The sequence below is a fragment of the Streptomyces rapamycinicus NRRL 5491 genome (genome assembly GCF_024298965.1).
Classification (GTDB): Bacteria; Actinomycetota; Actinomycetes; order Streptomycetales; family Streptomycetaceae; genus Streptomyces; species Streptomyces rapamycinicus.
The window spans coordinates 6,944,347-6,965,744 of record NZ_CP085193.1 but is presented as its reverse complement, the minus strand read 5'-3'; the positions used below and the strand labels follow the sequence as shown (position 1 = coordinate 6,965,744).

The window sequence follows — 21,398 nt, the reverse complement described above, 5'->3', positions numbered from 1 at the left end:
ACGCGCGCGTCCGTCGATCCGCCCGGGTTCCCCAATGACCGCAGGGCCGCCCACCGCCCAGAGGAGCCCTCATGAGCACGCTCTCCCCCAAGACCCCGGGCTGGCTGGACTGGCATCCCGACCCGGCCAGGCCCGCCTTCGCCCTGCCGCCGGGCACCGTCGACGCCCACTGTCATGTCTTCGGCCCGCAGGCCGCGTTCCCCTTCGCGCCCGAGCGCAAGTACACGCCCTGCGACGGCGGCAAGGACGACCTCTTCGCCCTCCGCGACCACCTCGGGGTCGCCCGCAATGTGATCGTCCAGGCGACCTGCCACGGCGCGGACAACAGCGCCATGGCCGACGCCGTCCGGGCGTCCGGCGGCCGGGCGCGTGGCATCGCGACCGTACGCCCGGACGTCACCGACGCCGAGCTGCGCCGGCTGGACGCGGCGGGGGTGCGCGGGGTGCGCTTCACCTTCCTGAGGCGGCTGGCCGACGCCGCGCCCCAGGACGCGCTGGCCGCGGTCGCCCGGCGGATCGCCCCGCTCGGCTGGCATGTCGTCCTCTACTTCGAAAGCGCCGACCTGCCCGAGCTGGAACGTTTCTTCAGTTCCCTGCCCACCCCTCTCGTCGTGGACCACATGGGACGGCCGGACGTGACCGAACCGGCGGACGGGCCGGGCTTCACCCGCTTCCTGCGGTTCGCCGAACGCAACGAGGTGTGGGTGAAGGTGACCTGCCCCGAGCGCCTCAGCGTCACCGGCCCCCCGGCCCTGAACGCCGAGCGGCACCCGTACGCCGATGTGGTGCCCTTCGCCCGCCGCGCGATCGAGGAGTTCCCCGACCGGGTGCTGTGGGGCACGGACTGGCCGCATCCCAACCTCACCGCCCATATGCCAGACGACGGGCTGCTGGTCGACTACGTGCCCCAGGTGGCCGTCACCGCCGAGCAGCGGCGGAAGCTGCTGGTGGACAACCCCATGCGGCTCTACTGGCCCGGCGAAGGCGCCTGACCCCGATCCCGATCCGCCCCGCCCGGAAGCGCGCTCCCCCCGAATCCCCCGCTCCGTCCCCCTCCCCGCCTCTTCGACAAGGGCCGCCCATGCAGCACTCCAACGCGGTGAACCGGCTGGACAGACTCCCCATCTCCCGGTTCCACAAGATCACCTTGCTGGCCGTCTCGTTCGCCTACTTCTTCGAGTTCGCGGACATCAACACCTTCGCCACCACCGCTCCCCAGCTCATCGGCCTCTGGGGCATCACGGTCGACCAGATCGCCTACGTCACCTCGCTGTCGTTCGTCGGCATGTTCATCGGCTCCGTGGTCGCGAGCACCCTCGCCGACCGCTGGGGCCGCAAGAAGGCGCTGATCCAGACCACGCTGTGTTTCGGGGTCTTCTCGCTCGCCTCGGCGTTCTCCTGGGACGTCGTCTCGCTGGGCGTCTTCCGGGTGCTGACCTCGGCGGGGCTGTCCGCGATGACCGTCGTGGCGGTGATCTACGTCAACGAGATGTATCCGTCCGCCGTACGCGGCAAGTACCAGGCGTACGCCATCGTCATCGGCATCTGCGGCACCCCCGCCACCAACCTCATCGCCAGCGCCGTCGTACCGCTCAGCGACTGGTCCTGGCGGCTGGTCTATCTGTGGGGCTCGCTCGGCCTCCTCTTCGTCCTCTTCACCCGGCATCTGAAGGAGTCCCCCCGCTGGCACGAGAGCCGGGGCGAGTACGACGCGGCGGATGCGGTACTCGGCGAGATCGAGGCCCGGGTCGCCGCCGAGAAGGGCCCGCTCCCCGAGCCCGCGCCGCCGATCGACGAGACCCGCCCCGCCAAGGCGTCGCCCCGCCTCCTCCTGAAGAAGAAGTACCTCGGGCCGACCGCGCTGCTCACCGTCCTGTGGGTGACCCAGACCATCGGCTTCTTCGGCTACTCGAGCTGGGCGCCCACCCTGCTGGCCAAGGAGGGCTTCAGCGTCGAGAAGTCGGTCTTCTACGTGGCCCTCACCACCGTGGGCGCGCCGCTCGGATCGTTCCTGGCCTCCCTGGTCACCGACCGGTTCGAACGCAAATGGTGTCTGGTGGCCTTCGGCGCGGTGATCGCGCTGTGCGGTCTGCTGTACGGGCTGACCTTCAACCCGGTCCTGATCGTGGTCTTCGGCTTCCTGGTGAACCTCTTCGAGCGCGGCTACACGGCGCTGGGGTACGCCTACTCGCCCGAGCTGTTCGACACCCGCGGCCGCTCGCTGGGGACGGGCGTCTCCTACGGGCTCGGGCGGCTCTCGAACGCCGCGGGGCCGCTGATCATCGCGGCCCTCTACCACGGCACCGGCTATCAGAGCGTCTTCTTCTTCATCGCGGGCACCTGGCTCCTGGGCGCCCTCATCCTGGCGGTCTTCGGCCCCCGGACCCGCCCGGCCCGTACGGCGGCGGCGGAACGGCCACGCGCGGTCGTCTGACGGCGGGCCGGGGCCACATGGGCGGTCAGCTCGCCCGCCACGCGGGGGTCACGCGGAGATAAGGATGCGTCACACTGGTGTTCCGTGACCAGCCAACCGCCTTCCGCCCGTGTCGTCCTGCTCTCCGGCCCCTCGGGTTCGGGCAAGTCCTCCCTCGCGGCCCGCGCCGGGCTGCCCGTGCTCAACCTCGACGACTTCTACAAGGAGGGCGGCGACCCGACGCTCCCCCAACTGCCCGACGGCGGGGGCGCCGACTGGGACTCGCCGCTGTCCTGGGACACGGACGCGGCGGTCGCGGCCATCGAGGAGCTGTGCCGTACGTCACGGACCACCGTGCCGCTGTACGACATCGCCACCAGCGCCCGCGTCGGCGAGGAGGCGCTGGACATCGGGCGGTCGCCGCTCTTCATCGCCGAGGGGATCTTCGCCGCCGACATCGTCGGGCGGTGCGCCGACCTCGGGGTGCTCGCGGACGCGATCTGTCTGCGCGGCCGCCCGTCCACCACGTTCCGGCGCAGACTGCTGCGCGATCTTCGGGAGGGCCGTAAGCCCGCGCTCTATCTGCTGCGGCGCGGCTGGCGGCTGATGCGCGCGGAGCGCGGGATCGTGGCCCGGCAGACGGCACTGGGCGCGTACGCGTGCGGCAAGGACGTGGCGCTGGGCCGGATAGCGGCGGCGGGAGAGCGGATCCCCGCCTCCGGCCAGAAGGCGTCCGTATAGCCACGCGGCCGAGGTAGCCACGTAGCCGACGTAGCCACGCGGCCGACGCAGCCACGCGGCCACGCGGCCAAAAAAGGTGCGGGGCCGGACATCCCCCCTCGGCTGTCCGGCCTCGCACCTGTTTCCCCCGTGCTCCCCCGATTTCTCCCTCCCATTTCCCCCGTATCCCCCGATTTCCCCCCGCCTTCGATCGTCCCCGCCACCGTCAGGCGACCAGTTCGCCGAAGGACTCCTCCTCGTCACGGCCGAAGCTGAGGGTCTCGTCCTCGCGCAGCCGGCGCAGCGAGCGCCAGATGCTGCTCTTGACCGTTCCGACGCTGATGTTCAGGATGTCCGAGATTTCTGGATCCGTCCGGCCCTCGTAGTAGCGCAGCACCAGCATCGTGCGCTGCAGCTCGGGGAGCCGGGCCAGGGCCTGCCACAGCACGGTGCGCAGTTCGGTGCCGCGCATCGCGTCGTGGTCGCCGGCCGTCTCCGGCAGCTCCTCCGTCGGGTACTCGTTGAGCTTCCGCCGACGCCAGGCGCTGATGTGCAGATTGGTCATGGTGCGGCGCAGATAGCCGCCGACCGCCGCCTTGTCGCTGATCCGGTCCCAGGCCCGGTAGGTCGAGAACAGCGCGCTCTGCAGCAGGTCCTCGGCCTCGAAGCGGTCCCCGGTCAGGTGGTAGGCGGTTGCGTACAGGGAGGCGCGGCGCTCCTGGACATAGGCGGTGAACTCCGCCTCCGACGTGGTGCGCCGCTCCCCCTCTGCCTCCCCGTACGAGCCTCCCCCGTGGCCCCCCGGTCCCCCGTTGTCCCCCCCGAGGCCGTTACCGGCCTCCTGGTCCCCCGTGATCGCGTCAATGGCCACCATGTAAGGAGGCCGCTGACGCCCGGCGCCGCGAGCGCACCCCCGCCCGCTCACGGCACCGGACTTCTCATTGCCCCGCCCGGCGTCGTGGAGGCGTGTGCGAACTGCGCTGGTGGTGGAGAAGTGCAGTGTGCTCATTTCGCGCCCCCCGTCGATGGAGCCTGGTCGGTCTGGCTTCTGGCTGCCCCGGCCGGTGTGTTCCGCCCGGTGCACAGAAGACTTTGCCGGGCCAGTTTCATGGGGGTGTCTGTCGACTGTCACAGGCTCGTCACAGGCGATCGGACCGATAAACCCCTGACGGTCGAACTACAGGCCCCTTGTAGGCCAGAATGACCAACGTGCCTTTCCTGTTGCTGATCGAGGACGACGACGCCATCCGCACGGCCCTCGAACTCTCGCTGTCTCGCCAGGGCCACCGTGTGGCGACCGCGGCGACGGGCGAGGACGGCCTGAAACTGCTGCGTGAGCAGCGGCCGGATCTGATCGTGCTCGATGTGATGCTGCCCGGGATCGACGGCTTCGAGGTGTGCCGCCGGATCCGCCGTACCGACCAGTTGCCGATCATCCTGCTGACCGCGCGCAGCGATGACATCGACGTCGTGGTCGGCCTGGAGTCCGGTGCCGACGACTATGTGGTCAAACCCGTGCAGGGCCGGGTGCTGGACGCCCGGATCCGCGCGGTGCTGCGGCGCGGGGAGCGGGAGGCCAATGACTCCGCGGCCTTCGGCAATCTGCTGATCGACCGCGCGGCCATGACGGTCACCAAGAACGGCGAGGATCTCCAGCTCACCCCCACTGAGCTGCGGCTTCTGCTGGAGCTCAGCCGCCGTCCGGGGCAGGCGCTGTCCCGGCAGCAGCTGCTGCGGCTGGTGTGGGAGCACGACTACCTGGGGGACTCGCGGCTGGTCGACGCATGCGTACAGCGGCTGCGCGCGAAGGTGGAGGACGTGCCGTCGTCGCCGACCCTGATCCGTACGGTGCGTGGGGTCGGGTACCGGCTGGACACGCCACAGTGAGCACGGTGAGCAATACGGTGTGCCGCGCGCACGGGGGCGGAGAAGTACGGAATTGAGCGCAGTGAGCGACGAGCCCGGTCGGGCCCGGGGCTGGGCCGCGGGGCTCTTGCGGTGGTTCAGCCTCCGGCTGCGGCTGATGCTGGTATTCGGCCTGGTGGCGCTGACGGCCGCAGTGTCCGCGTCCGCCATCGCGTACTGGCTGAACCGGGACGCGGTGCTCACCCGTACCCAGGACGCGGCGCTGGACGAGTTCCGCAAGTCGCTGAAGGACGACACCGACCCGTTGCCCTCCGTCCCCACCTGTTCCGAATTGCGTGAGGCGGCGGGTCGTATGGCGGACAACACCCAGAAGTACGAGGTGCTGCTGATCACCCGGACGAAGGACGCCGGAAGCTGCCCGGCGGCCTCGGACAAGGATCTGTTCACCCTCGATGTGGTGCCCTCCTCGCTGCGGCGCGCGGTGGACCAGAAGCGCCCGGTGGGCAAGGGGAACACCGCCCCGTACCACCTCTACTGGCAGCGGATCACGCTGGGCGGCACCCCGTACCTGGTCGGCGGGGCCAAGGTGAACGGCGGCGGGCCGACCGGCTACCTGCTCAAGTCCCTGGACACCGAGCGCCAGGATCTGAACTCCCTGGCCTGGTCGCTGGGGATCGCCACCGGGCTCGCGCTGATCGGCGCCGCGCTGCTGGCGCAGGCCGCCGCGGCCACGGTGCTGCGGCCGGTGCAGCGGCTCGGGGAGGCGGCGCACCGGCTGGGCGAGGGGCATCTCGACACCCGGCTGCAGGTCTCCGGCTCCGATGAGCTGGCCAATCTCTCCCACACCTTCAACCGGGCCGCGGAGCGGCTGCAGAAGCGGGTGGCGGAGCTGTCGGGGCGGGAGGCGTCCAGCCGGCGCTTCGTCGCGGACATGTCGCATGAGCTGCGGACGCCGCTCACCGCGATCACGGCCGTCACCGAGGTGCTGGAGGAGGAGGCCGATTCGCTCGACCCGATGATCGCTCCGGCGGTGCAGCTGGTGGTGAGCGAGACCCGGCGGCTGAACGACCTGGTGGAGAACCTGATGGAGGTGACCCGCTTCGACGCGGGCACGGCCCGGCTGGTGCTCGACGACGTCGATGTCGCCGATCAGGTGACGGCGTGCATCGACGCCCGCGCCTGGCTGGACGCGGTGGAGCTGGACGCGGCGCGCGGGATCGTGGCCCGGCTGGATCCCCGGCGGCTGGATGTGATCCTGGCGAATCTGATCGGGAACGCGCTCAAGCACGGCGGCTCGCCGGTGCGGGTCTCGGTGCGCACCGACGGCGATGAGCTGCTGATCAAGGTCCGGGACCACGGGCCCGGCATCCCCGAGGATGTGCTGCCGCATGTCTTCGACCGCTTCTACAAGGCGAGCGCGTCCCGCCCCCGCTCGGAGGGCAGCGGGCTCGGACTGTCGATCGCGATGGAGAACGCGCATATCCACGGCGGCGACATCAGCGCCGCGAACTCGCCGGAGAGCGGCGCGGTCTTCACACTGCGGCTGCCGATGGACGCCTCCCGGATCGCCTCCGACGAGGCCGAGGAGTCCGAGGGCAAGGGCCCCGGCAGAGCCACGGGCCGGGACGAGGAGGGCAGGCCATGAGCGCGCGCTGGACCCGGTCGGCCGCCCTCCTGCTGACCGGCGCGGTCGCGCTGCTGGCGGCCGGGTGCGGGATACGGGGCACCTCGGTGCCGGTGGACGCCGGGGCCGCGCCCTCGCGGGCGTCCTGCCGGGCGCCGGAGTCGGAGCGGGCCGCCGAGGGGATGGGCCGGGTCTCCGTGCGGATCTATCTGCTGTGCTCGTCGCGGATCCTGTCGGTGAGCCGGACCACCCGGCAGGGCGACGAGAAGACGTCCCGGGAGCCGGTGCGGGTCGCCCGGGCGCTGCTGGAGCAGTTGCGGCTGCCGCCGTCGGCGGCCGAGGTGTCGGCCGGGTTCTCCACGGCGGTCGAGGACTGGATGGAGATCTCCGGTCCGGCCAAGGGCGACCCGGACAGCGCGCTGCGGCTGAACCGGCCGCCGGAGGAGATCCAGTCCCTGGCGCTCGCCCAGATCGTCTGCACCTTCGCGGACACCACGGTGGCCGGCGACGACGGCAAGGTGGTGCTGGGCGGCCCGGACAGCCAGCGGGATCCGCTCAAGGCGTACCAGTGCACCGAGGAGATGCGCCGCAATCCGATGATCGCGGTCAACTCCGGGGTGCTGGTGTCCTGATTCGTCACCTGTCGGTACCGCCCCGTCCCAGGTCGGCGACTTGTCAGTAACAAGGTGCTGACCAGCGGGGTGAGGGCGGAACCGCGACCCCCGCGTGCGGCGTCCTGATTTTCGTGCAGGGTCCTTTCGGCCGCAGGGCCGCCTTCCGCTACCGCATCGCGGGCTTCGTGCTCCTCGTGGCACACCTCTCGTTCGTCTGCTGGCTGACCCTGCGACCGGTGAACGTCCCCTGGGTTTCCGCGGCGACCCTCGAACCACTGGCCACCATCCGCGCCGATCTGGCGCTCAGCCCCTGGTCGGCCGCCCGCTCCATCGGGGGCGGGCTGCTGCTGCTCGCCCCGCTCGGGGTGCTGCTGCCGCTGGCCGCGGGCCGGGTGGAGGCGTATCCGCTGGCCTCGCTGATCCGTACGGCCTTCACCGGGGCGATGGCGGCCATGGGGTTCGCGCTGCTGCGCAGCGAGCTGACCGGGCAGATCATGAACGTGGACACGGTGCTGCTGAACACCGTCGGGGTCGCCCTCGCACACGTGCTGGTGGTCCCCGCCGTACGGGCGTGGCTCCGCCGCCGGGCCGACCGGGGGCGGGCGGCCCCCCTCCCCCGGAACGACGGCGCCCAGGCCCCGACCCCGACGATTCCCAGGGTCGGGATCGCACCGTGGAGCGATGTCTCCTCCAGCTCGCGGACATAGCGTTGAGGACATCGGGAACCAGCTCTTCCCGAGCCCACCCGACGACGAGGAGTGCCCATCATGGCCGCACCGCTGGTCCGCCCCCGCCACGACAAGAAGATCGCCGGTGTCTGTGCCGGTCTCGCCCGGCGCTTCGGTACCACCCCGACGACGATGCGGGTGCTCTTCGTGGTCTCATGTCTGCTGCCGGGGCCGCAGTTCCTGCTCTATCTCGCGCTGTGGGTCCTGCTTCCGGCGGAGGACGCCTACCGCGAGGCGTGGTGACCCGGCGCGCCTACGCCGCGGCGTAACCCCGCACAGGTACTCATACGGAAATGGCCGGGCCGCACACTCCCATCGGGATGTGCGGCCCGGCCGTGTGCCCGGGCGGGGTTCAGCCCAGCTTGATGAGGCCGCCGGTCGGCAGATTCCCCAGCGGGAGCTGCCCCAGCATGCCCTGGGCGGGCTTGGCCTGGGGGGCGGCGGGCTTGGCGGGCGCGGCTGGCTGCCCCGGGGCGGCGACACGGCCCGCGGAGCCACCAGGGACCGGCGCCGCGGACGCGGCGCTGCCTCCGGCGACGACGGCGGCGGCACCGAGGGCAATGACACCGAGAGTCTTGAGGGTTCCCTGCTTCATCAGAAATCTGTCCTTGAGACGGGGGCTTGACCGATACGGAAACGTAGCCATGGATTTCGGCTGCCCGCAAACACCGAAAACGGCCTTCGCTGCCCCGCCCGGGTCAGGTGCCGGATGCGCCCGCTCAGCCGCTCTCGGGCGCGGAATCCCTGGTCACAGCCGATGCGGAGGCCACATTGCGGAACAGCCATTCGGACTTCAACTCGGCGTATCCAGGCTTGATGACGTCATTGATCATCGCCAGACGTTCGCCAAAAGGAATGAAGGCCGATTTCATCGCATTGACCGTGAACCATTGCATGTCGTCGAGCGTGTAATGGAACGTTGATACAAGATGCTGGAATTCTCCGCTCATGCTCGTCCCGCTCATCAGACGATTATCCGTATTCACGGTGGCGCGGAAATGCAGCCGGCGGAGCAGCCCGATGGGGTGCTCGGCGTAGGAACTGGCCGCGCCGGTCTGGAGGTTGGAGGTCGGGCACAGCTCCAGCGGGATGCGCTTGTCACGGACGTACGAGGCGAGGCGGCCGAGGGTGAGCGAGCCGTCGTCCCCGACCTCGATGTCGTCGATGATGCGGACGCCGTGACCCAGCCGGTCGGCGCCGCACCACTGGAGTGCCTGCCAGATGGACGGCAGTCCGAAGGCCTCGCCCGCGTGGATCGTGAAGTGGTTGTTCTCCCGCTTCAGATACTCGAAGGCGTCCAGGTGGCGGGTGGGCGGGAAACCGGCCTCGGCGCCCGCGATGTCGAAGCCGACCACGCCCAGGTCGCGGTAGCGGTTGGCGAGTTCGGCGATCTCCAGGGCGCGGGCCGCGTGGCGCATCGCGGTCAGCAACGCGCCGACGCGGATGCGGTGGCCGTTCTCCCAGGCCCGCCGCTCACCCTCGCGGAACCCCTCGTTGACCGCCTCGACGACCTGCTCCAGGGTCAGCCCGCCGTCCAGGTGCTGCTCGGGGGCGTAGCGGATCTCGGCGTAGACGACGCCGTCCTCGGCGAGGTCCTCGGCGCATTCGGCGGCGACCCTGACGAGCGCGTCGCGGGTCTGCATCACACCGACGGTGTGGGAGAACGTCTCCAGATAGCGCTCCAGCGACCCGGAGTCCGCCGCCTCGCGGAACCAGATGCCCAGCTTGTCGGGCTCGGTCTCCGGGAGCGCGTCGTACCCGGTCTCCCTCGCGAGGTCGACGATGGTGCCCGGGCGCAGCCCACCGTCGAGGTGGTCGTGCAGCAGCACCTTGGGGGCGCGGTGGATCTGTTCGGGGGTGGGTTCGTGGGTGTGCTCGCTCGTCATCTGGGCAGCGTAGCCCCTACGCGCGTAGAACGTGAGGGATAGATACGCAACAGTGACCCGCACGGGTAGTGGAGTACACCAATCCTTCTGCGATCGTGTCGCCATGGCTCAGCAAGCGTTGCCCGAGCGGGGCGCACGGCTGGGGCGGCCGATGGGCGCGGCCGCCGCGCGAACGACCGTACATGGTGTGGTGCTGCTGCTCCCCGAGGGGGAGCCCAGCGGGACCAGACGGCCGTCCAGACTCTCGGTGGCCGCCACGCTGCCGCTGGCCCGGCGGCTGGTCCGGGCGGGCCGGGAGGAGGGACTGGCCGCCCATGTCGTCCACTACCGGCGCCGGGGCTGGAACGGCGCTGCCGCCGACGCCGCGTCGGATACGGCGTGGGCCGTGGAGGAGGTGGTGCGGCGCTACGGCGACATACCGGTCTGCCTCGTGGGGCACGGCATGGGCGGGCGCGCCGCCCTCCGCGCCGCCGGGCACGAAGCCGTCTCCTCGGTGGTGGCGCTGGCGCCCTGGCTTCCGGCACCGGACGAGATGCTCGAACCCGAGCCGGTGAAACAGCTGGTCGGACGGCAGGTACTCATCGCCCACGGCACGAACGACGAGCGCACCGACCCCGAGCTGTCCTACCGGCTGGCGGAACGGGCGAAGAAGGCCAACCGCGATGTGTGCCGCTTCGAGGTGCACACCGACGGGCACGGGCTGCATCAGCACCGCTCCGAGGTGCAGGCGCTGGCCGCGGACTTCCTCCTCGGCTCCCTCTTCCACTCCGGCTTCTCCCGCCCGGTGGCCGACGCCCTGGCGGCTCCCCCGCCGCTGGGCCTGCGAATGCCACTGGCGGCGGGCTTCGGAGCGAACCTGGGCCGCTGAGCGCTTGGCCGCGCGGGTGCGGTGGGGGCGCGCCCCGAAGGGGCGCGGGGCTGTGTCGATGTGCGGCTCCGCCGCGTGGGCGCGACCAGCCACGGCGGCGCCGCGCACGAACAACGGCGGAACCGCGTTGGACCTCCGCGTTCGCTGCCGGGCGCGGCGCCGTCTCACGCCTTCGGCGCATTTGAGCAGCGGGGCAGGGGGTGGGAGGCGCGAGCCTCGCCGCCGGGCGGCGGGCCGGTGGGTGTGGGCGCCGGGGCGGCTTCCGTGCTCGATGGCCGGCGTCCCGCCGGACTGCGGGCGGCTGGGAGCCGATCCCGGACGGCCCTCCGGGTACCCCTCCAGAAAACGCTTGATCTGGCGCAACTAATTTGTCACGCGATTTCGAGAGGGGGTACTCCCCGGCTGCCCGGCATCGGGCTCGGGCCCCGGACTACCGGCGCCGCCACCGGCGCTCGGCCCCACCGGTCCGGCGCCCGGCGGCGAGGCCCGCGCCCGGCACCCCCCGACCCATGCTCAAATGCGCCGAAGGCGCGAGACGAAAGCCGCACCCGACCGAGCGGGGACGCCCAAGTCCCCACGAACCAGGCCCGCGTAGGCGAAGGGGCCGCTCGCCGGACAGTGGCGGAGCGGCCCCTTCGGGCTTCAGGGGGTCGGGCCGAGGCTAGGCCGGGACACCGCACAGATCGCGCCGCGCGGCCTCCGCGCGCCGCGCGGCCCGCGCCTTCCGCGTCGCGTACACCGTGATCGCCGCCGCGCCGCCGACCGCCACCAGGCCCATGGTGACCGTGCCGCCCCACCCGGCCACGTGGAAGGCGAGCGCGCCCAGCGCGCCGCCCACGCTGCTGCCGATGTAGTACGACGCCTGGTAGAGCGCCGCGGCCTGGGCGCGTCCGGTCTTGGCCGTACGGCTCACCGCCGAGGACGCCGCCGCGTGGCCCGCGAAGAAGCCCGCGGTGATCAGCACCAGACCGGCCAGCACCGCCGGGATCGAGTTCAGCAGGGACAGCAGCAGCCCGGCCGCGGTCGTGGACACCGCCACGTACAACGCGCCGCGCCGCCCGAGCCTGCCGACGAGCTTGCCGGTGGCCGCCGAGGAGACCGTGCCGACCAGGTAGATCAGGAAGATCGAGCCGACCAGGCTCTGGGAGAGCCCGAAGGGCTCGGCAACCAGGCGGTAGCCGATGACCGTGTAGACCCCGCCGAAGACCGTCATGAACAGCGCGCCGATCGCGTACAGCCGGCACAGCAGCGGATCGGAGAGATGCCCGGCGAGGGTGCGGGCCAGCGCCCGCGGGCTCACCTCGGCCGGGGTGAAGTGCCGGGCCTTGGGCAGCAGCATCCGGAAGGAGGCCGCGCACAGCAGCGCCATCACGCCGACCGCGGCGAGCGCGGCCCGCCAGCCCCACGCGTCCGCGACCCAGCCGGTGACGATCCGGCCGCTCATCCCGCCGACGCTGTTACCGGCCACGAACAGCCCGATCGTGCCGATCAGCGCCTTCGGGTGGACCTCCTCCGAGAGGTACGCCATCGCGGAGGCCGGGATCCCGGCCAGCGCCGCGCCCTGGACCGCCCGCAGCCCGATCAGCCAGCCCAGGTCCGGTGCGAAGGGCACCAGCAGGGCGAGGACGACCGCGACCGTGAGCGAGACGGTCATCATGGCGCGCCGGCCGAACCGCTCGGACAGCGCGCTCAGCGGTACCACCGCGAGCGCGAGGCCGAGGGTGGCCGCGGAGACGCTCCAGCTGGCCTGGTCCGCCTGGACCCGCAGATCGTCGGAGATCGCGGGCAGCAGCGCCTGGGTCGAGTAGAGCAGGGCGAAGGTGGCGAGTCCCGCGGTGAAGAGGGCGAGCCGCATCCGGAGGTAGCCGGGGTGGCCCGGGCTCATCCGCTCGGACTCGGAGGAATCCGGGTTCGGGTTCGGGTTCGGGTTCTGGTTCTGGTTCGAGGACGGCGAAGCGGAGGCGTCCACGCGGTGGTTCCCGGTGGACGCCCTGGTATCGGCAGGAGGCATGGTTCGACCGTACGTAACCACGGTTGATGCGTCCAATGCACGGAATGGCGATAATCAATCCACTGCCGCATGAGTAAAGGTCAGGGCCACCCGTGTCACGCATCAGTTACGAAAACGACATTCCGGTGACAGCGGATGTCGAGGCGGAGTCCTGGGCCGCCGCGCTCACCCCGCGCCTCGCCCAGTTCGCCGCCGTCGCCCGCCATGAGCATGTGACCCGCGCCGCACAGGAGTTGGGAGTGCCCCAGTCCACGCTCAGCCGGGCGATGGTCCGGCTGGAGGAGGACCTGGGCGTGTCGCTCTTCGCCCGCCGGGGCCGTACGGTGGCGCTCACCCCGGCCGGACGGACCTTCCTGCGCTCGGTCGAACGGGCCCTCGCCGAGGTCGACCGAGCCGCCGAGTCCGTACGGGCCGACGCCGACCCCGCGGCGGGCCGGGTCTCGTTCGGCTTCCTGCACACGCTGGGGACCGAGACCGTGCCCGGACTGATCCGGAGCTTCCGGGTGGACCATCCGCGGGTGCGCTTCCAACTGGTCCAGAACTACGGCGAGGCGATGATCGAGCGGATGCGCGCGGGCGGCCTCGACCTGTGCCTGACCTCGCCGGTGCCGGACGCCCCCGACCTGGTCGCCCGCCGCCTGGACGAACAGCGGCTGCGGCTGGTGGTCCCCGACGACCACCGGCTGGCCGGGCGCCGCCGGGTCCGGCTCGCCGAGGCCGCCGCGGAGCTGTTCGTCACCCTGGAACCGGGCTACGGGCTGCGGCGCATCACGGACGCGCTGTGCGCCGAGGCGGGCTTCACCCCGAGGATCGCCTTCGAGGGCGAGGAGGCGGAGACCCTCCGCGGCCTGGTCGCCGCGGGGCTCGGCGTGGCCCTCCTGCCGCCCCCGGCGGTCCCCCGCCCCGGAGTGGCCGAGCTGACCGTAACCGCCCCACGCGCCGTCCGCGAGATCGGCGTCGCCTGGCTGGACGGCCACCCGGACACACCCCCGGTGGCGGCCTTCAAGAAGTTCCTGCTGAGCCGCCGGGGCCAGCTGCTGACGTAAGCCGGCCCGGCACACGGATCAGGCGAGCGCTTCGACCGCCAGTGCGGTGGCCTTGGCGATCAGGGGGTCGACGGCCTCGGCGTCCTGCTCCGGCCGCGTGGAGAGGACGGCCAGCGCGATCGGCGCCCGGTCCGTGGGCCAGGCGATGCCCACGTCGTTGGTGGTGCCGTAGCGGCCGGTCCCGGTCTTGTCCCCCACGGTCCAGCCGCCCGGAACACCGGCCCGGATGCGCGCGTCGCCCGTGGTGTTCGCCACCAGCCAGCCCGCCGCCCGTTCGCGGTCCCCGGTGTCGAGGGCGCGGCCCACGGCGAGCCCGGCGTAGGTCCGCCCAATGGCGCGCGGGGTGGTGGTGTCGGTCACCCGCCCCGGCTCGGCCGAGTTCAGATCCGGCTCCCAGCGGTCGAGCCGGGTGATCCCGTCCCCCAGGGAGCGGCAGAACCGGGTGACCGCGGTGGGGCCGCCGAGCTGGCGCAGCAGGAGGTTCATGGCGCCGTTGTCGCTGTAGGAGATGGCCGCGGCGCACAGCTCCTCGACGGTCAGCCCGTTCGCGATGTTCTCGGGCGTACCGGTGATCGGGATGTGCCCGGCCGTCTTGACGTCGTCCTCGGTGTAGCGGATGCGCCGGGCTAGGTACTCCCCGTCCCGGTCGAGATCTCTGAGCACGGCCCCGACCGCGAGGGTCTTGGAGACCGAACAGATCGGGAACCGCTCATCGGCCCGGTGCGTCACGGCCCGCCCCGTACCGGTGTCGAGCGCGAACACCCCCAGCCGCGCCCCGTACTCCCGCTCCAGCTCCCGCATCCGCCCCGGGATCCCCGTCGCGGCCCGCGCCCCGGTCGGCACCAGTACGGCGAGCGCGGTACCGGCGCCGAAGGAGAGCAGTGCACGGCGGGATGTGCTGGCGCCCATGGTCTTCACAGCAGGACGTCCTCTCGTTGCGCTGATCGTTTCGCAACGAAAGATGTCCGGGTCGGGCGACGCGTTCCCTGGCTGTCCTTCTGCTTGACGCCCGGAGGCAGCAGGCGACGACCTGCGCGCCCTCCGTATTCCCGTTCTCGCAGCTCTGGGGGGAGGGGCGTCAGTCAGGGACAGCCGCTATTCCAGCCACGTCCCGGCGCGCATGATGACTCTGCCGTGTAGTTCCGGTTCGCCGCGCCAAGCGCGCACACTCTTCGGCGCCACGCGCACGTACAGAAAGGAACCCTCCTCCGCACGCGGGTCCCACTCGAACTTGGCGGCGAATGCCTCCGCCGCGTCTCCGGGCACATCCTGGTCCAGGAAGCACTCCGCCTCACCCTGGAGAAGCACCACGTCGAAGGTGTCAGGCAGCGCCAGGCGCACGCGTGGCTCCTCGCGGACGTTCCGTGCAGTCGCGGAAGTGGCACTGGTGCACATCCACACTGCTCGTCCATCCCACAAGAACCACAGCGGCACCTGGTGCGGCCCGTGATCAGGGTGTGCTGTCGACACCCATACGTCCCGCTCGGTAACGAGCCGTTCCAGAGTGTCGCGCCTACGCTCCGCCGCCTGGCGGCGAACGATCCCCGGGGTCCGCATGAGTGCCGACCTTAGCCAGCAGGCTCAAAGCGCGCATGAGGCGGGAGACCTACTCCCGGCGACCGATGAAAAGGGGGATCATGAAGCGAGCGGCAGAACGATGCGGCCGAGGCAGCCTACCCCTGGGCGATGCGGTCCAGGACGATCGGGGCCGCGGTGAATTCCGTGTTCGCGGGGGCGTAGCCGATCGCGTCCGACAGGGCCTCCAGGGCGTAGGGGAAGGCCGACGGGGTGTCGGTGTGGAGGGTGAGGAGGGGCTGGCCGGCGGTGATGTGGTCGCCTGGTTTGGCGTGGAGTTCTATGCCCGCGCCCGCCTGTACCGGGTCCTCCTTTCGGGCGCGGCCCGCGCCCAGGCGCCAGGCGGCGAGGCCCACCGCGTAGGCGTCCAGGCGGGTGAGGACGCCGGTCGACTCGGCGTGGAGGACGTGGTGTTCGCGGGCCACCGGGAGCGGGGCGTCCGGGTCGCCGCCCTGGGCGGTGATCATGCGGCGCCAGTGGTCCATCGCGGTGCCGTCGGCCAGGGCCTTGGTGGGGTCGGCGTCCTTCAGGCCCGCCGCGTCCAGCATCTCGCGGGCCAGGGCGAGGGTGAGCTCGACGACGTCGGCCGGGCCGCCGCCCGCCAGGACCTCCACGGACTCGCGGACCTCGAGGGCGTTGCCCGCCGTCCGGCCGAGCGGGGTGGACATGTCGGTGAGCAGGGCGGTCGTACGTACGCCGTGGTCGTTGCCGAGGCCGACCATCGTGGCCGCCAGTTCGCGCGCGGACTCGATGTCCTTCATGAAGGCGCCGGAGCCCACCTTGACGTCCAGGACCAGGGAGCCGGTGCCCTCGGCGATCTTCTTGGACATGATCGAAGAGGCGATGAGCGGGATCGACTCGACCGTGCCGGTGACATCGCGCAGGGCGTACAGCTTCTTGTCGGCCCGGGCCAGCCCCTCGCCCGCCGCGCAGATCACCGAGCCGACGTCGCGGAGGACGGCCAGCATGTCGCCATTGGTCAGCTGGGCGCGCCAGCCGGGGATGGACTCCAGCTTGTCCAGGGTGCCGCCGGTGTGACCCAGGCCCCGGCCGGAGAGCTGCGGTACGGCGGCTCCGCAGGCGGCCACCAGGGGGGCGAGCGGCAGGGTGATCTTGTCGCCGACGCCGCCGGTGGAGTGCTTGTCGGAGGTCGGGCGCGGCAGGGAGGAGAAGTCCATCCGCTCACCGGACGCGATCATCGCGGCGGTCCAGCGGGCGATCTCGGCCCGGTCCATGCCGTTGAGGAAGATCGCCATCGCGAGCGCGGACATCTGCTCGTCCGCCACCTCGCCGCGCGTGTAGGCGTCGATGATCCAGTCGATCTGGGCGTCGGTGAGGCGGGTGCCGTCGCGCTTGGCGCGGATGACGGAGATGGCGTCCATGGGGGCTGTACGGGGCCTTTCGTGTTCAGGGGGCCGGGCGGGCCGGGGCGGCGCGGGCGTCAGCCGTGGGCCGCGGCGCGGCGCAGGTCGGCGGGGCCGAAGGCGTCCGGGAGGAGTTCGGCGAGCGGGCGGATGCCCGTGGCGGTGTCCATCTGGAGCTCCGGCCCGCCGTGCTCCCAGAGCAGCTGACGGCAGCGGCCGCAGGGCATCAGTACGGTGCCCTCGCGGTCGCAGCAGGTGAAGGCGGTGAGGCGGCCGCCGCCCGAGGCGACGAGGGAGGAGACCAGACCGCATTCGGCGCACAGCGCGACGCCGTACGCGGCGTTCTCCACATTGCAGCCGCTGACCGTGCGGCCGTCGTCGACGAGCGCGGCCGCGCCCACCGGGAAGCCGGAGTAGGGCGCGTAGGCCCGGGACATGGCGTCCCGGGCCTGTACGCGCAAGCCCTCCCAGTCGGGGGCCGCGGCGGCGGAAGCGGTCATGTGCCCTGTCCCTTCCGGTAGGGCCGGTTGTTCGCCTTGGGCATCCGCAGCCGCTGTGCGGCGAGCCCCATGACCAGCAGGGTCACGATGTACGGCGTGGCGCTGACCAGGTCGTTGGGGACCGTGTCGGTCAGGGCGTACCACAGCAGCAGCGCGACGGCCGCGGCGCCGGACACCGCGCCCGCGACATAACTCTTGCGGACAATCCGCCAGGCCGCCAGCGCGGCGAGGCCGAGCGCGACCAGGAGCAGCAGGGCGTGCACGGTCGCCCCGCCGTTGCGCAGCTGGAGCGCGTCGGAGTAGCCGAAGAGACCGGCGCCCATCGCGAGCCCGCCCGGCCGCCAGTTGCCGAAGAGCATGGCGGCGAGGCCGATGTAGCCGCGGCCGCCGGTCTGTCCCTCGTTGTAGATGTGCGAGCGGACGAGGGCGAGGAAGACGCCGCCGAGCCCGGCGAGGCCGCCGGAGATCACCACGGCCGCGTACTTGTAGAGGTAGACGTTGACGCCGAGGGACTCGGCCGCCGTCGGGTTCTCACCGCACGACCGCAGCCGCAGTCCGAACGAGGTACGCCACAGGGCGAAGAAGCTGCCCACGACCAGCAGGACGGAGACGACGGTCAGCGCCGAGATGTCGGTGACCAGGCCGCCGAGGATGCCCGCGACGTCCGAGACCAGGAACCAGTGGTGGTTCTCCAGGTCGGCGAGCCAGTCGGACAGTCCGGGGACGGTGAACGACTGGATGGGGTCGACCTGCGGGGAGTTCTTCGGGGAGCCGCCGATGTCGGCCAGCGGCTCGAACCAGCGCTTGGCCAGATAGGTGGTGGCGCCGAGGGCGAGGATGTTCATCGCCACACCGGAGATGATGTGGTCCACCCCGAAGGTGACGGTGGCCACCGCGTGGACCAGCCCGCCGAGCGCGCCGCCGAGGACGCCCGCGAGCACCCCCACCCAGGGGTTGGTCTGGTAGCCGGCCCAGGCGCCGAAGAAGGTGCCGAGGATCATCATGCCCTCGAGGCCGATGTTGACCACACCGGCCCGCTCGGACCACAGCCCGCCGAGGCCCGCGAGGCCGATGGGCACGGCCATGGAGAGCGCGGCGCCGATCTGCCCGGCGGAGGTGACGCGGTCGAAGTCCGCCTGCTGGGCGGCGTCGACGAGCGCCCGCAGCACCGAAAGCGCGACCAGCGCCCCGGCGACGATCAGCAGCACCTTGCCCAGGGACATCCGGGAGGCGGGCCCGTTCCCCTTGCCCGGCGTGCTCGTGCTCTTGGTGGTGGTCACCGTGGCACTCATGCCGGCACCTCCTGCTTGTCCGTACCCTTGTCGGCCTTGGCCTGGGCGGCGAGCTCCGCGCCCACCCTCTGCTGCTGGCGCTTGAGCCCGTAGCGGCGCACCAGTTCGTACGCGATGACGACGCACAGGACGATCACGCCCTGCATCACCCCGACGATCTCCTTGTCGTAGCCCTCGAACTCCAGCCGGTTGGCGCCGCGCTCGAGGAAGCCCCACAGCACGGCGGCCAGGCCGATGCCGACCGGGTTGTTGCGGCCGAGCAGCGCGATGGCGATACCGGTGAAGCCGATGCCGGTGGGGAAGTCGGAGGTGAACTGGTGGGTGTCGTTGAGCAGGGTCGGCATGCCGATCAGACCGGCCATCGCACCCGAGAGCAGCATGCTGGTGAGCACCATGCGCTTGACGTTGACGCCGCTGGCCTGGGCGGCGGACTCGGAGCGGCCCACCGCGCGCAGGTCGAAGCCGAACCGGGTGCGCCCGAGCAGGAACCAGAAGCCGACGCCCGCGAGCGCCGCGACCACGATGAAGCCCCAGATGGGGTCGAGGTCGCCGCCCGCCGGGATGGTGAAGAAGTGGCTGGAGGACGGCAGCGGGTCGGTGGCCACGATGTTGGTCTGCTTGTCGAGGTCGGCCAGCCGCCCGTCCACCAGCAGGTAGCTGATGACGATGCCCGAGAGGGAGTTCAGCATGATGGTGCTGATCACCTCGCTGACGCCCCGGTAGACCTTCAGCAGACCGGCGATGGACGCCCACATGGCGCCGACGAGCATGCCGACCAGCAGGATCAGCGGGATCTGCACCAGCCCGGGGAGCTTCAGCGCCCCGCCGACGACGGCGGCGAAGAAGGCGGCGAGCCGGTACTGGCCGTCGACGCCGATGTTGAAGAGGTTCATCCGGAAGCCGATGGCCACCGCGAGCCCCGCCAGGTAGTACGTGGTCGCCTTGTTGAGGATGTAGACCTGGCTGTCGGCCTTCACGCCGTACTCGAACATGATGCCGAAGGCGTTGAACGGCTCCTTGCCGGTCGCCAGCAGCACCAGCGCGGTCACCACGAACGCGGCGGCGAGCGCCAGCACCGGGGCCGCGACCGCGAGCAGCACCCGCTCCTTGTCCAGCTTCTTCATCGGTCCTCTCCCCCGGTCGCGGCCTCGGCCTCGGTCCCGGCCTCACTCTCGGCCCCGGTCCTGTCGTCCGCCGGGCCCTCCAGATGGCCGGAGGCGGCGCCGGTCATGGCCGAGCCCAGCTCCTCCGGGGTGATCGTGGCGGGGTCGGCGTCGGCGACCAGCCGGCCGCGGTACATCACCCGCAGGGTGTCGGACAGGCCGATCAGCTCGTCCAGGTCGGCCGAGATCAGCAGCACGGCCAGGCCGTCCCGGCGCGCGGCGCGGATCTGGTCCCAGATCTGCGCCTGGGCGCCCACGTCCACTCCCCGGGTGGGGTGCGCGGCGATCAGCAGCTTGGGGTGGTGGCTCATCTCCCGGCCGACGATCAGCTTCTGCTGATTGCCGCCGGACAGCGAGGCCGCGGTGACCTCGATTCCCGGCGTACGCACGTCGTACTCGGCGACGATCCGCTCGGTGTCGCGCCGGGCGGCGGCCGGGTTGAGCAGCCCGGCCTTGCTGTTGGGCTGCTCGGTGACATGGCCGAGGATGCGGTTCTCCCACAGCGGCGCTTCCAGCAGCAGTCCGTGCCGGTGGCGGTCCTCGGGGATGTAGCCGATGCCGTCCTCGCGCCGCTTGCGGGTGGGCGCGTGGGAGATGTCGGCGCCGTCGAGGGTGATGGTGCTGGCGTCGGGGTCGCGCATGCCCATGATGGCCTCGACCAGTTCGGCCTGGCCGTTGCCCTCCACACCGGCGATGCCGAGGACTTCGCCCTTGCGGATGGCGAAGTCGATGCCGTCGAGCACGGCCCGCTCGACCCCGTCCACATCGGTGGCGGTCAGCCGCAGCGCGTCCACGACGAGCATGTCGGTGTCGGTGACGGTGGATTCGCGGGTCTCGGGCGAGGGCAGTTCGCTGCCGACCATCAGCTCGGCCAGCTGCCGGGGGCTGGTCTCGGACGGCACGACGGAGGCGACCGTGGTGCCGCGCCGGATGACGGTGATGTCATCGGCCACGGACAGCACCTCGCCCAGCTTGTGCGAGATGAACAGCACCGTCAGGCCCTCGGACTTGAGCTCGCGGAGGTTGTCGAAGAGCGCGTCGACCTCCTGCGGGACGAGGACGGCGGTCGGCTCGTCGAGGATCAGCGTCCGGGCACCCCGGTAGAGGACCTTGAGGATCTCCACGCGCTGACGGTCCGCCACGCCCAGGTCCTCGACAAGGACATCGGGGCGGACGCCCAGCCCGTAGGCGTCGGAGATCTCCTTGATCCGGGCCCGCGCCTTGCCGGCGATGCCGTGCAGCTTCTCGGCGCCGAGGACCACGTTCTCCAGCACGGTGAAGTTGTCGGCGAGCATGAAGTGCTGGTGCACCATGCCCACGCCGCGGGATATGGCGTCCGCCGGGGAGTGCAGTTCCACCGTCTCGCCGTCGATCGCGATGGTGCCCTCGTCCGGGCGCTGCATCCCGTAGAGGATCTTCATCAGGGTCGACTTGCCCGCGCCGTTCTCGCCCACGAGGGCGTGCACGGTGCCGCGGCGCACGGTGATGTCGATGTCGTGGTTGGCGACGACTCCGGGGAACCGCTTGGTGATTCCGTGGAGTTCTACGGCGACGTCGGTGACGGCACCGGCGGGAGCGCCCTTGGGTGGGCTGGCGGCTTTGATGGCGCACTCCTGAGGGGCGGAGGGGGGCGGGGCCGGCCGGGGGCCGGACCGGCCGGGTACGCCACGGACCCGGGCGGACCCGGGGCGGGTGCCGGGGGTCTCGTTACGGGTCCGTGGCGCGAGG

The 21,398-nt window shown here is 71.5% G+C and carries 21 protein-coding genes; 10 read left to right on the top strand and 11 right to left on the bottom strand.

What is annotated here, in order from left to right; all coding sequences use genetic code 11:
- The first annotated feature begins 71 nt into the window (after positions 1 to 71).
- The 3 genes from LIV37_RS29290 to LIV37_RS29280 all read left to right on the top strand — a co-directional run bounded on the left by LIV37_RS29290 (position 72) and on the right by LIV37_RS29280 (position 3,154).
- Positions 72 to 992, top strand: coding sequence for an amidohydrolase family protein (locus LIV37_RS29290; protein WP_020870708.1), 921 nt, complete (start codon positions 72 to 74; stop codon positions 990 to 992).
- An 89-nt stretch (positions 993 to 1,081) separates the two neighbouring features.
- Positions 1,082 to 2,434 carry an MFS transporter gene (locus LIV37_RS29285; RefSeq protein WP_020870707.1) on the top strand — a complete coding sequence of 451 codons (1,353 nt, stop codon included), beginning with the start codon at positions 1,082 to 1,084 and terminating at the stop codon, positions 2,432 to 2,434.
- 84 nt (positions 2,435 to 2,518) lie between these two features.
- The gene (locus tag LIV37_RS29280) at positions 2,519 to 3,154 is read left to right on the top strand and encodes a nucleoside/nucleotide kinase family protein (protein ID WP_020870706.1); all 636 of its coding nucleotides are present in this window, start codon (positions 2,519 to 2,521) and stop codon (positions 3,152 to 3,154) included.
- A 205-nt stretch (positions 3,155 to 3,359) separates the two neighbouring features.
- Here the strand turns inward: LIV37_RS29280 and LIV37_RS29275 are convergent, their stop codons facing one another.
- Positions 3,360 to 4,142, bottom strand: coding sequence for a SigE family RNA polymerase sigma factor (locus tag LIV37_RS29275; protein WP_121824375.1), 783 nt, complete (start codon positions 4,140 to 4,142; stop codon positions 3,360 to 3,362).
- Positions 4,143 to 4,342: 200 nt separating this feature from the next.
- On the opposite strand from LIV37_RS29275, the gene afsQ1 reads away from it, so the two are divergent.
- The 5 genes from afsQ1 to LIV37_RS29250 all read left to right on the top strand — a co-directional run bounded on the left by afsQ1 (position 4,343) and on the right by LIV37_RS29250 (position 8,208).
- On the top strand, positions 4,343 to 5,020 hold the full coding sequence (gene afsQ1, locus LIV37_RS29270; protein ID WP_171072689.1) for a two-component system response regulator AfsQ1: 678 nt from the start codon (positions 4,343 to 4,345) through the stop codon (positions 5,018 to 5,020).
- A gap of 136 nt (positions 5,021 to 5,156) precedes the next feature.
- Complete coding sequence (locus tag LIV37_RS29265) at positions 5,157 to 6,644, top strand: sensor histidine kinase (protein ID WP_243146280.1); 1,488 nt, start codon at positions 5,157 to 5,159, stop codon at positions 6,642 to 6,644.
- On the top strand, positions 6,641 to 7,255 hold the full coding sequence (locus LIV37_RS29260; protein ID WP_020870702.1) for a hypothetical protein: 615 nt from the start codon (positions 6,641 to 6,643) through the stop codon (positions 7,253 to 7,255). Before LIV37_RS29265 ends, LIV37_RS29260 begins: the two co-directional genes overlap by 4 nt.
- A 113-nt stretch (positions 7,256 to 7,368) precedes the next feature.
- On the top strand, positions 7,369 to 7,944 hold the full coding sequence (locus tag LIV37_RS29255; RefSeq protein ID WP_020870701.1) for a VanZ family protein: 576 nt from the start codon (positions 7,369 to 7,371) through the stop codon (positions 7,942 to 7,944).
- A gap of 60 nt (positions 7,945 to 8,004) precedes the next feature.
- On the top strand, positions 8,005 to 8,208 hold the full coding sequence (locus LIV37_RS29250) for a PspC domain-containing protein (RefSeq protein WP_020870700.1): 204 nt from the start codon (positions 8,005 to 8,007) through the stop codon (positions 8,206 to 8,208).
- Between the two features lie 109 nt (positions 8,209 to 8,317).
- Here LIV37_RS29250 and LIV37_RS29245 read toward each other — a convergent pair whose 3' ends face one another.
- Together LIV37_RS29245 and LIV37_RS29240 are read right to left on the bottom strand one after the other, a co-directional pair.
- Positions 8,318 to 8,560 carry a hypothetical protein gene (locus tag LIV37_RS29245; RefSeq protein ID WP_020870699.1) on the bottom strand — a complete coding sequence of 81 codons (243 nt, stop codon included), beginning with the start codon at positions 8,558 to 8,560 and terminating at the stop codon, positions 8,318 to 8,320.
- 124 nt (positions 8,561 to 8,684) lie between these two features.
- Positions 8,685 to 9,851 (bottom strand): adenosine deaminase, encoded by a 1,167-nt coding sequence (locus tag LIV37_RS29240; RefSeq protein ID WP_020870698.1) that lies wholly within the window; start codon positions 9,849 to 9,851, stop codon positions 8,685 to 8,687.
- A 103-nt stretch (positions 9,852 to 9,954) separates the two neighbouring features.
- On the opposite strand from LIV37_RS29240, the gene LIV37_RS29235 reads away from it, so the two are divergent.
- The gene (locus LIV37_RS29235) at positions 9,955 to 10,719 is read left to right on the top strand and encodes an alpha/beta hydrolase (protein ID WP_121824376.1); all 765 of its coding nucleotides are present in this window, start codon (positions 9,955 to 9,957) and stop codon (positions 10,717 to 10,719) included.
- Positions 10,720 to 11,380: 661 nt separating this feature from the next.
- On the opposite strand, the gene LIV37_RS29230 is transcribed toward LIV37_RS29235, so the two are convergent.
- Entirely contained in the window at positions 11,381 to 12,730 is a 1,350-nt protein-coding gene (locus tag LIV37_RS29230) for an MFS transporter (protein ID WP_121824377.1), read from the bottom strand.
- 92 nt (positions 12,731 to 12,822) lie between these two features.
- On the opposite strand from LIV37_RS29230, the gene LIV37_RS29225 reads away from it, so the two are divergent.
- Positions 12,823 to 13,776, top strand: a complete 954-nt coding sequence (locus tag LIV37_RS29225) for a LysR family transcriptional regulator (protein ID WP_020870695.1) — start codon at positions 12,823 to 12,825, stop codon at positions 13,774 to 13,776.
- 18 nt (positions 13,777 to 13,794) lie between these two features.
- Here LIV37_RS29225 and bla read toward each other — a convergent pair whose 3' ends face one another.
- The 7 genes from bla to LIV37_RS29190 all read right to left on the bottom strand — a co-directional run bounded on the left by bla (position 13,795) and on the right by LIV37_RS29190 (position 21,274).
- The gene (gene bla, locus LIV37_RS29220; protein WP_121825194.1) at positions 13,795 to 14,685 is read right to left on the bottom strand and encodes a class A beta-lactamase; all 891 of its coding nucleotides are present in this window, start codon (positions 14,683 to 14,685) and stop codon (positions 13,795 to 13,797) included.
- A 186-nt stretch (positions 14,686 to 14,871) separates the two neighbouring features.
- A complete protein-coding gene (locus LIV37_RS29215; protein ID WP_121824378.1) occupies positions 14,872 to 15,333 on the bottom strand; it encodes a pyridoxamine 5'-phosphate oxidase family protein in 462 nt (153 codons plus the stop codon).
- Between the two features lie 116 nt (positions 15,334 to 15,449).
- The gene (locus LIV37_RS29210; protein WP_020870692.1) at positions 15,450 to 16,733 is read right to left on the bottom strand and encodes a thymidine phosphorylase; all 1,284 of its coding nucleotides are present in this window, start codon (positions 16,731 to 16,733) and stop codon (positions 15,450 to 15,452) included.
- A gap of 59 nt (positions 16,734 to 16,792) precedes the next feature.
- Complete coding sequence (locus LIV37_RS29205) at positions 16,793 to 17,215, bottom strand: cytidine deaminase (RefSeq protein ID WP_020870691.1); 423 nt, start codon at positions 17,213 to 17,215, stop codon at positions 16,793 to 16,795.
- Positions 17,212 to 18,507: an ABC transporter permease gene (locus LIV37_RS29200; protein ID WP_020870690.1), complete on the bottom strand. Its 1,296-nt coding sequence runs from the start codon at positions 18,505 to 18,507 to the stop codon at positions 17,212 to 17,214. Before LIV37_RS29200 ends, LIV37_RS29205 begins: the two co-directional genes overlap by 4 nt.
- Positions 18,504 to 19,631, bottom strand: coding sequence for an ABC transporter permease (locus LIV37_RS29195; RefSeq protein WP_020870689.1), 1,128 nt, complete (start codon positions 19,629 to 19,631; stop codon positions 18,504 to 18,506). Before LIV37_RS29195 ends, LIV37_RS29200 begins: the two co-directional genes overlap by 4 nt.
- Positions 19,628 to 21,274, bottom strand: coding sequence for an ABC transporter ATP-binding protein (locus LIV37_RS29190; RefSeq protein ID WP_121824379.1), 1,647 nt, complete (start codon positions 21,272 to 21,274; stop codon positions 19,628 to 19,630). The genes LIV37_RS29195 and LIV37_RS29190 overlap by 4 nt, the downstream gene beginning before the upstream one ends.
- Positions 21,275 to 21,398: the final 124 nt, after the last annotated feature.

What these genes read in the sequence shown, in the direction of transcription:
- LIV37_RS29275 (WP_121824375.1), bottom strand. Translation starts at nt 4,142, where the DNA reads ATGAGCACACTGCACTTCTCCACCACCAGCGCAGTTCGCACACGCCTC.
- LIV37_RS29205 (WP_020870691.1), bottom strand. Translation starts at nt 17,215, where the DNA reads ATGACCGCTTCCGCCGCCGCGGCCCCCGACTGGGAGGGCTTGCGCGTA.
- LIV37_RS29260 (WP_020870702.1), top strand. Translation starts at nt 6,641, where the DNA reads ATGAGCGCGCGCTGGACCCGGTCGGCCGCCCTCCTGCTGACCGGCGCG.
- LIV37_RS29200 (WP_020870690.1), bottom strand. Translation starts at nt 18,507, where the DNA reads ATGAGTGCCACGGTGACCACCACCAAGAGCACGAGCACGCCGGGCAAG.
- LIV37_RS29245 (WP_020870699.1), bottom strand. Translation starts at nt 8,560, where the DNA reads ATGAAGCAGGGAACCCTCAAGACTCTCGGTGTCATTGCCCTCGGTGCC.
- LIV37_RS29250 (WP_020870700.1), top strand. Translation starts at nt 8,005, where the DNA reads ATGGCCGCACCGCTGGTCCGCCCCCGCCACGACAAGAAGATCGCCGGT.
- bla (WP_121825194.1), bottom strand. Translation starts at nt 14,685, where the DNA reads ATGGGCGCCAGCACATCCCGCCGTGCACTGCTCTCCTTCGGCGCCGGT.
- LIV37_RS29215 (WP_121824378.1), bottom strand. Translation starts at nt 15,333, where the DNA reads ATGCGGACCCCGGGGATCGTTCGCCGCCAGGCGGCGGAGCGTAGGCGC.
- LIV37_RS29285 (WP_020870707.1), top strand. Translation starts at nt 1,082, where the DNA reads ATGCAGCACTCCAACGCGGTGAACCGGCTGGACAGACTCCCCATCTCC.
- LIV37_RS29240 (WP_020870698.1), bottom strand. Translation starts at nt 9,851, where the DNA reads ATGACGAGCGAGCACACCCACGAACCCACCCCCGAACAGATCCACCGC.
- LIV37_RS29235 (WP_121824376.1), top strand. Translation starts at nt 9,955, where the DNA reads ATGGCTCAGCAAGCGTTGCCCGAGCGGGGCGCACGGCTGGGGCGGCCG.
- LIV37_RS29230 (WP_121824377.1), bottom strand. Translation starts at nt 12,730, where the DNA reads ATGCCTCCTGCCGATACCAGGGCGTCCACCGGGAACCACCGCGTGGAC.
- LIV37_RS29210 (WP_020870692.1), bottom strand. Translation starts at nt 16,733, where the DNA reads ATGGACGCCATCTCCGTCATCCGCGCCAAGCGCGACGGCACCCGCCTC.
- LIV37_RS29265 (WP_243146280.1), top strand. Translation starts at nt 5,157, where the DNA reads ATGCTGGTATTCGGCCTGGTGGCGCTGACGGCCGCAGTGTCCGCGTCC.
- LIV37_RS29195 (WP_020870689.1), bottom strand. Translation starts at nt 19,631, where the DNA reads ATGAAGAAGCTGGACAAGGAGCGGGTGCTGCTCGCGGTCGCGGCCCCG.
- LIV37_RS29290 (WP_020870708.1), top strand. Translation starts at nt 72, where the DNA reads ATGAGCACGCTCTCCCCCAAGACCCCGGGCTGGCTGGACTGGCATCCC.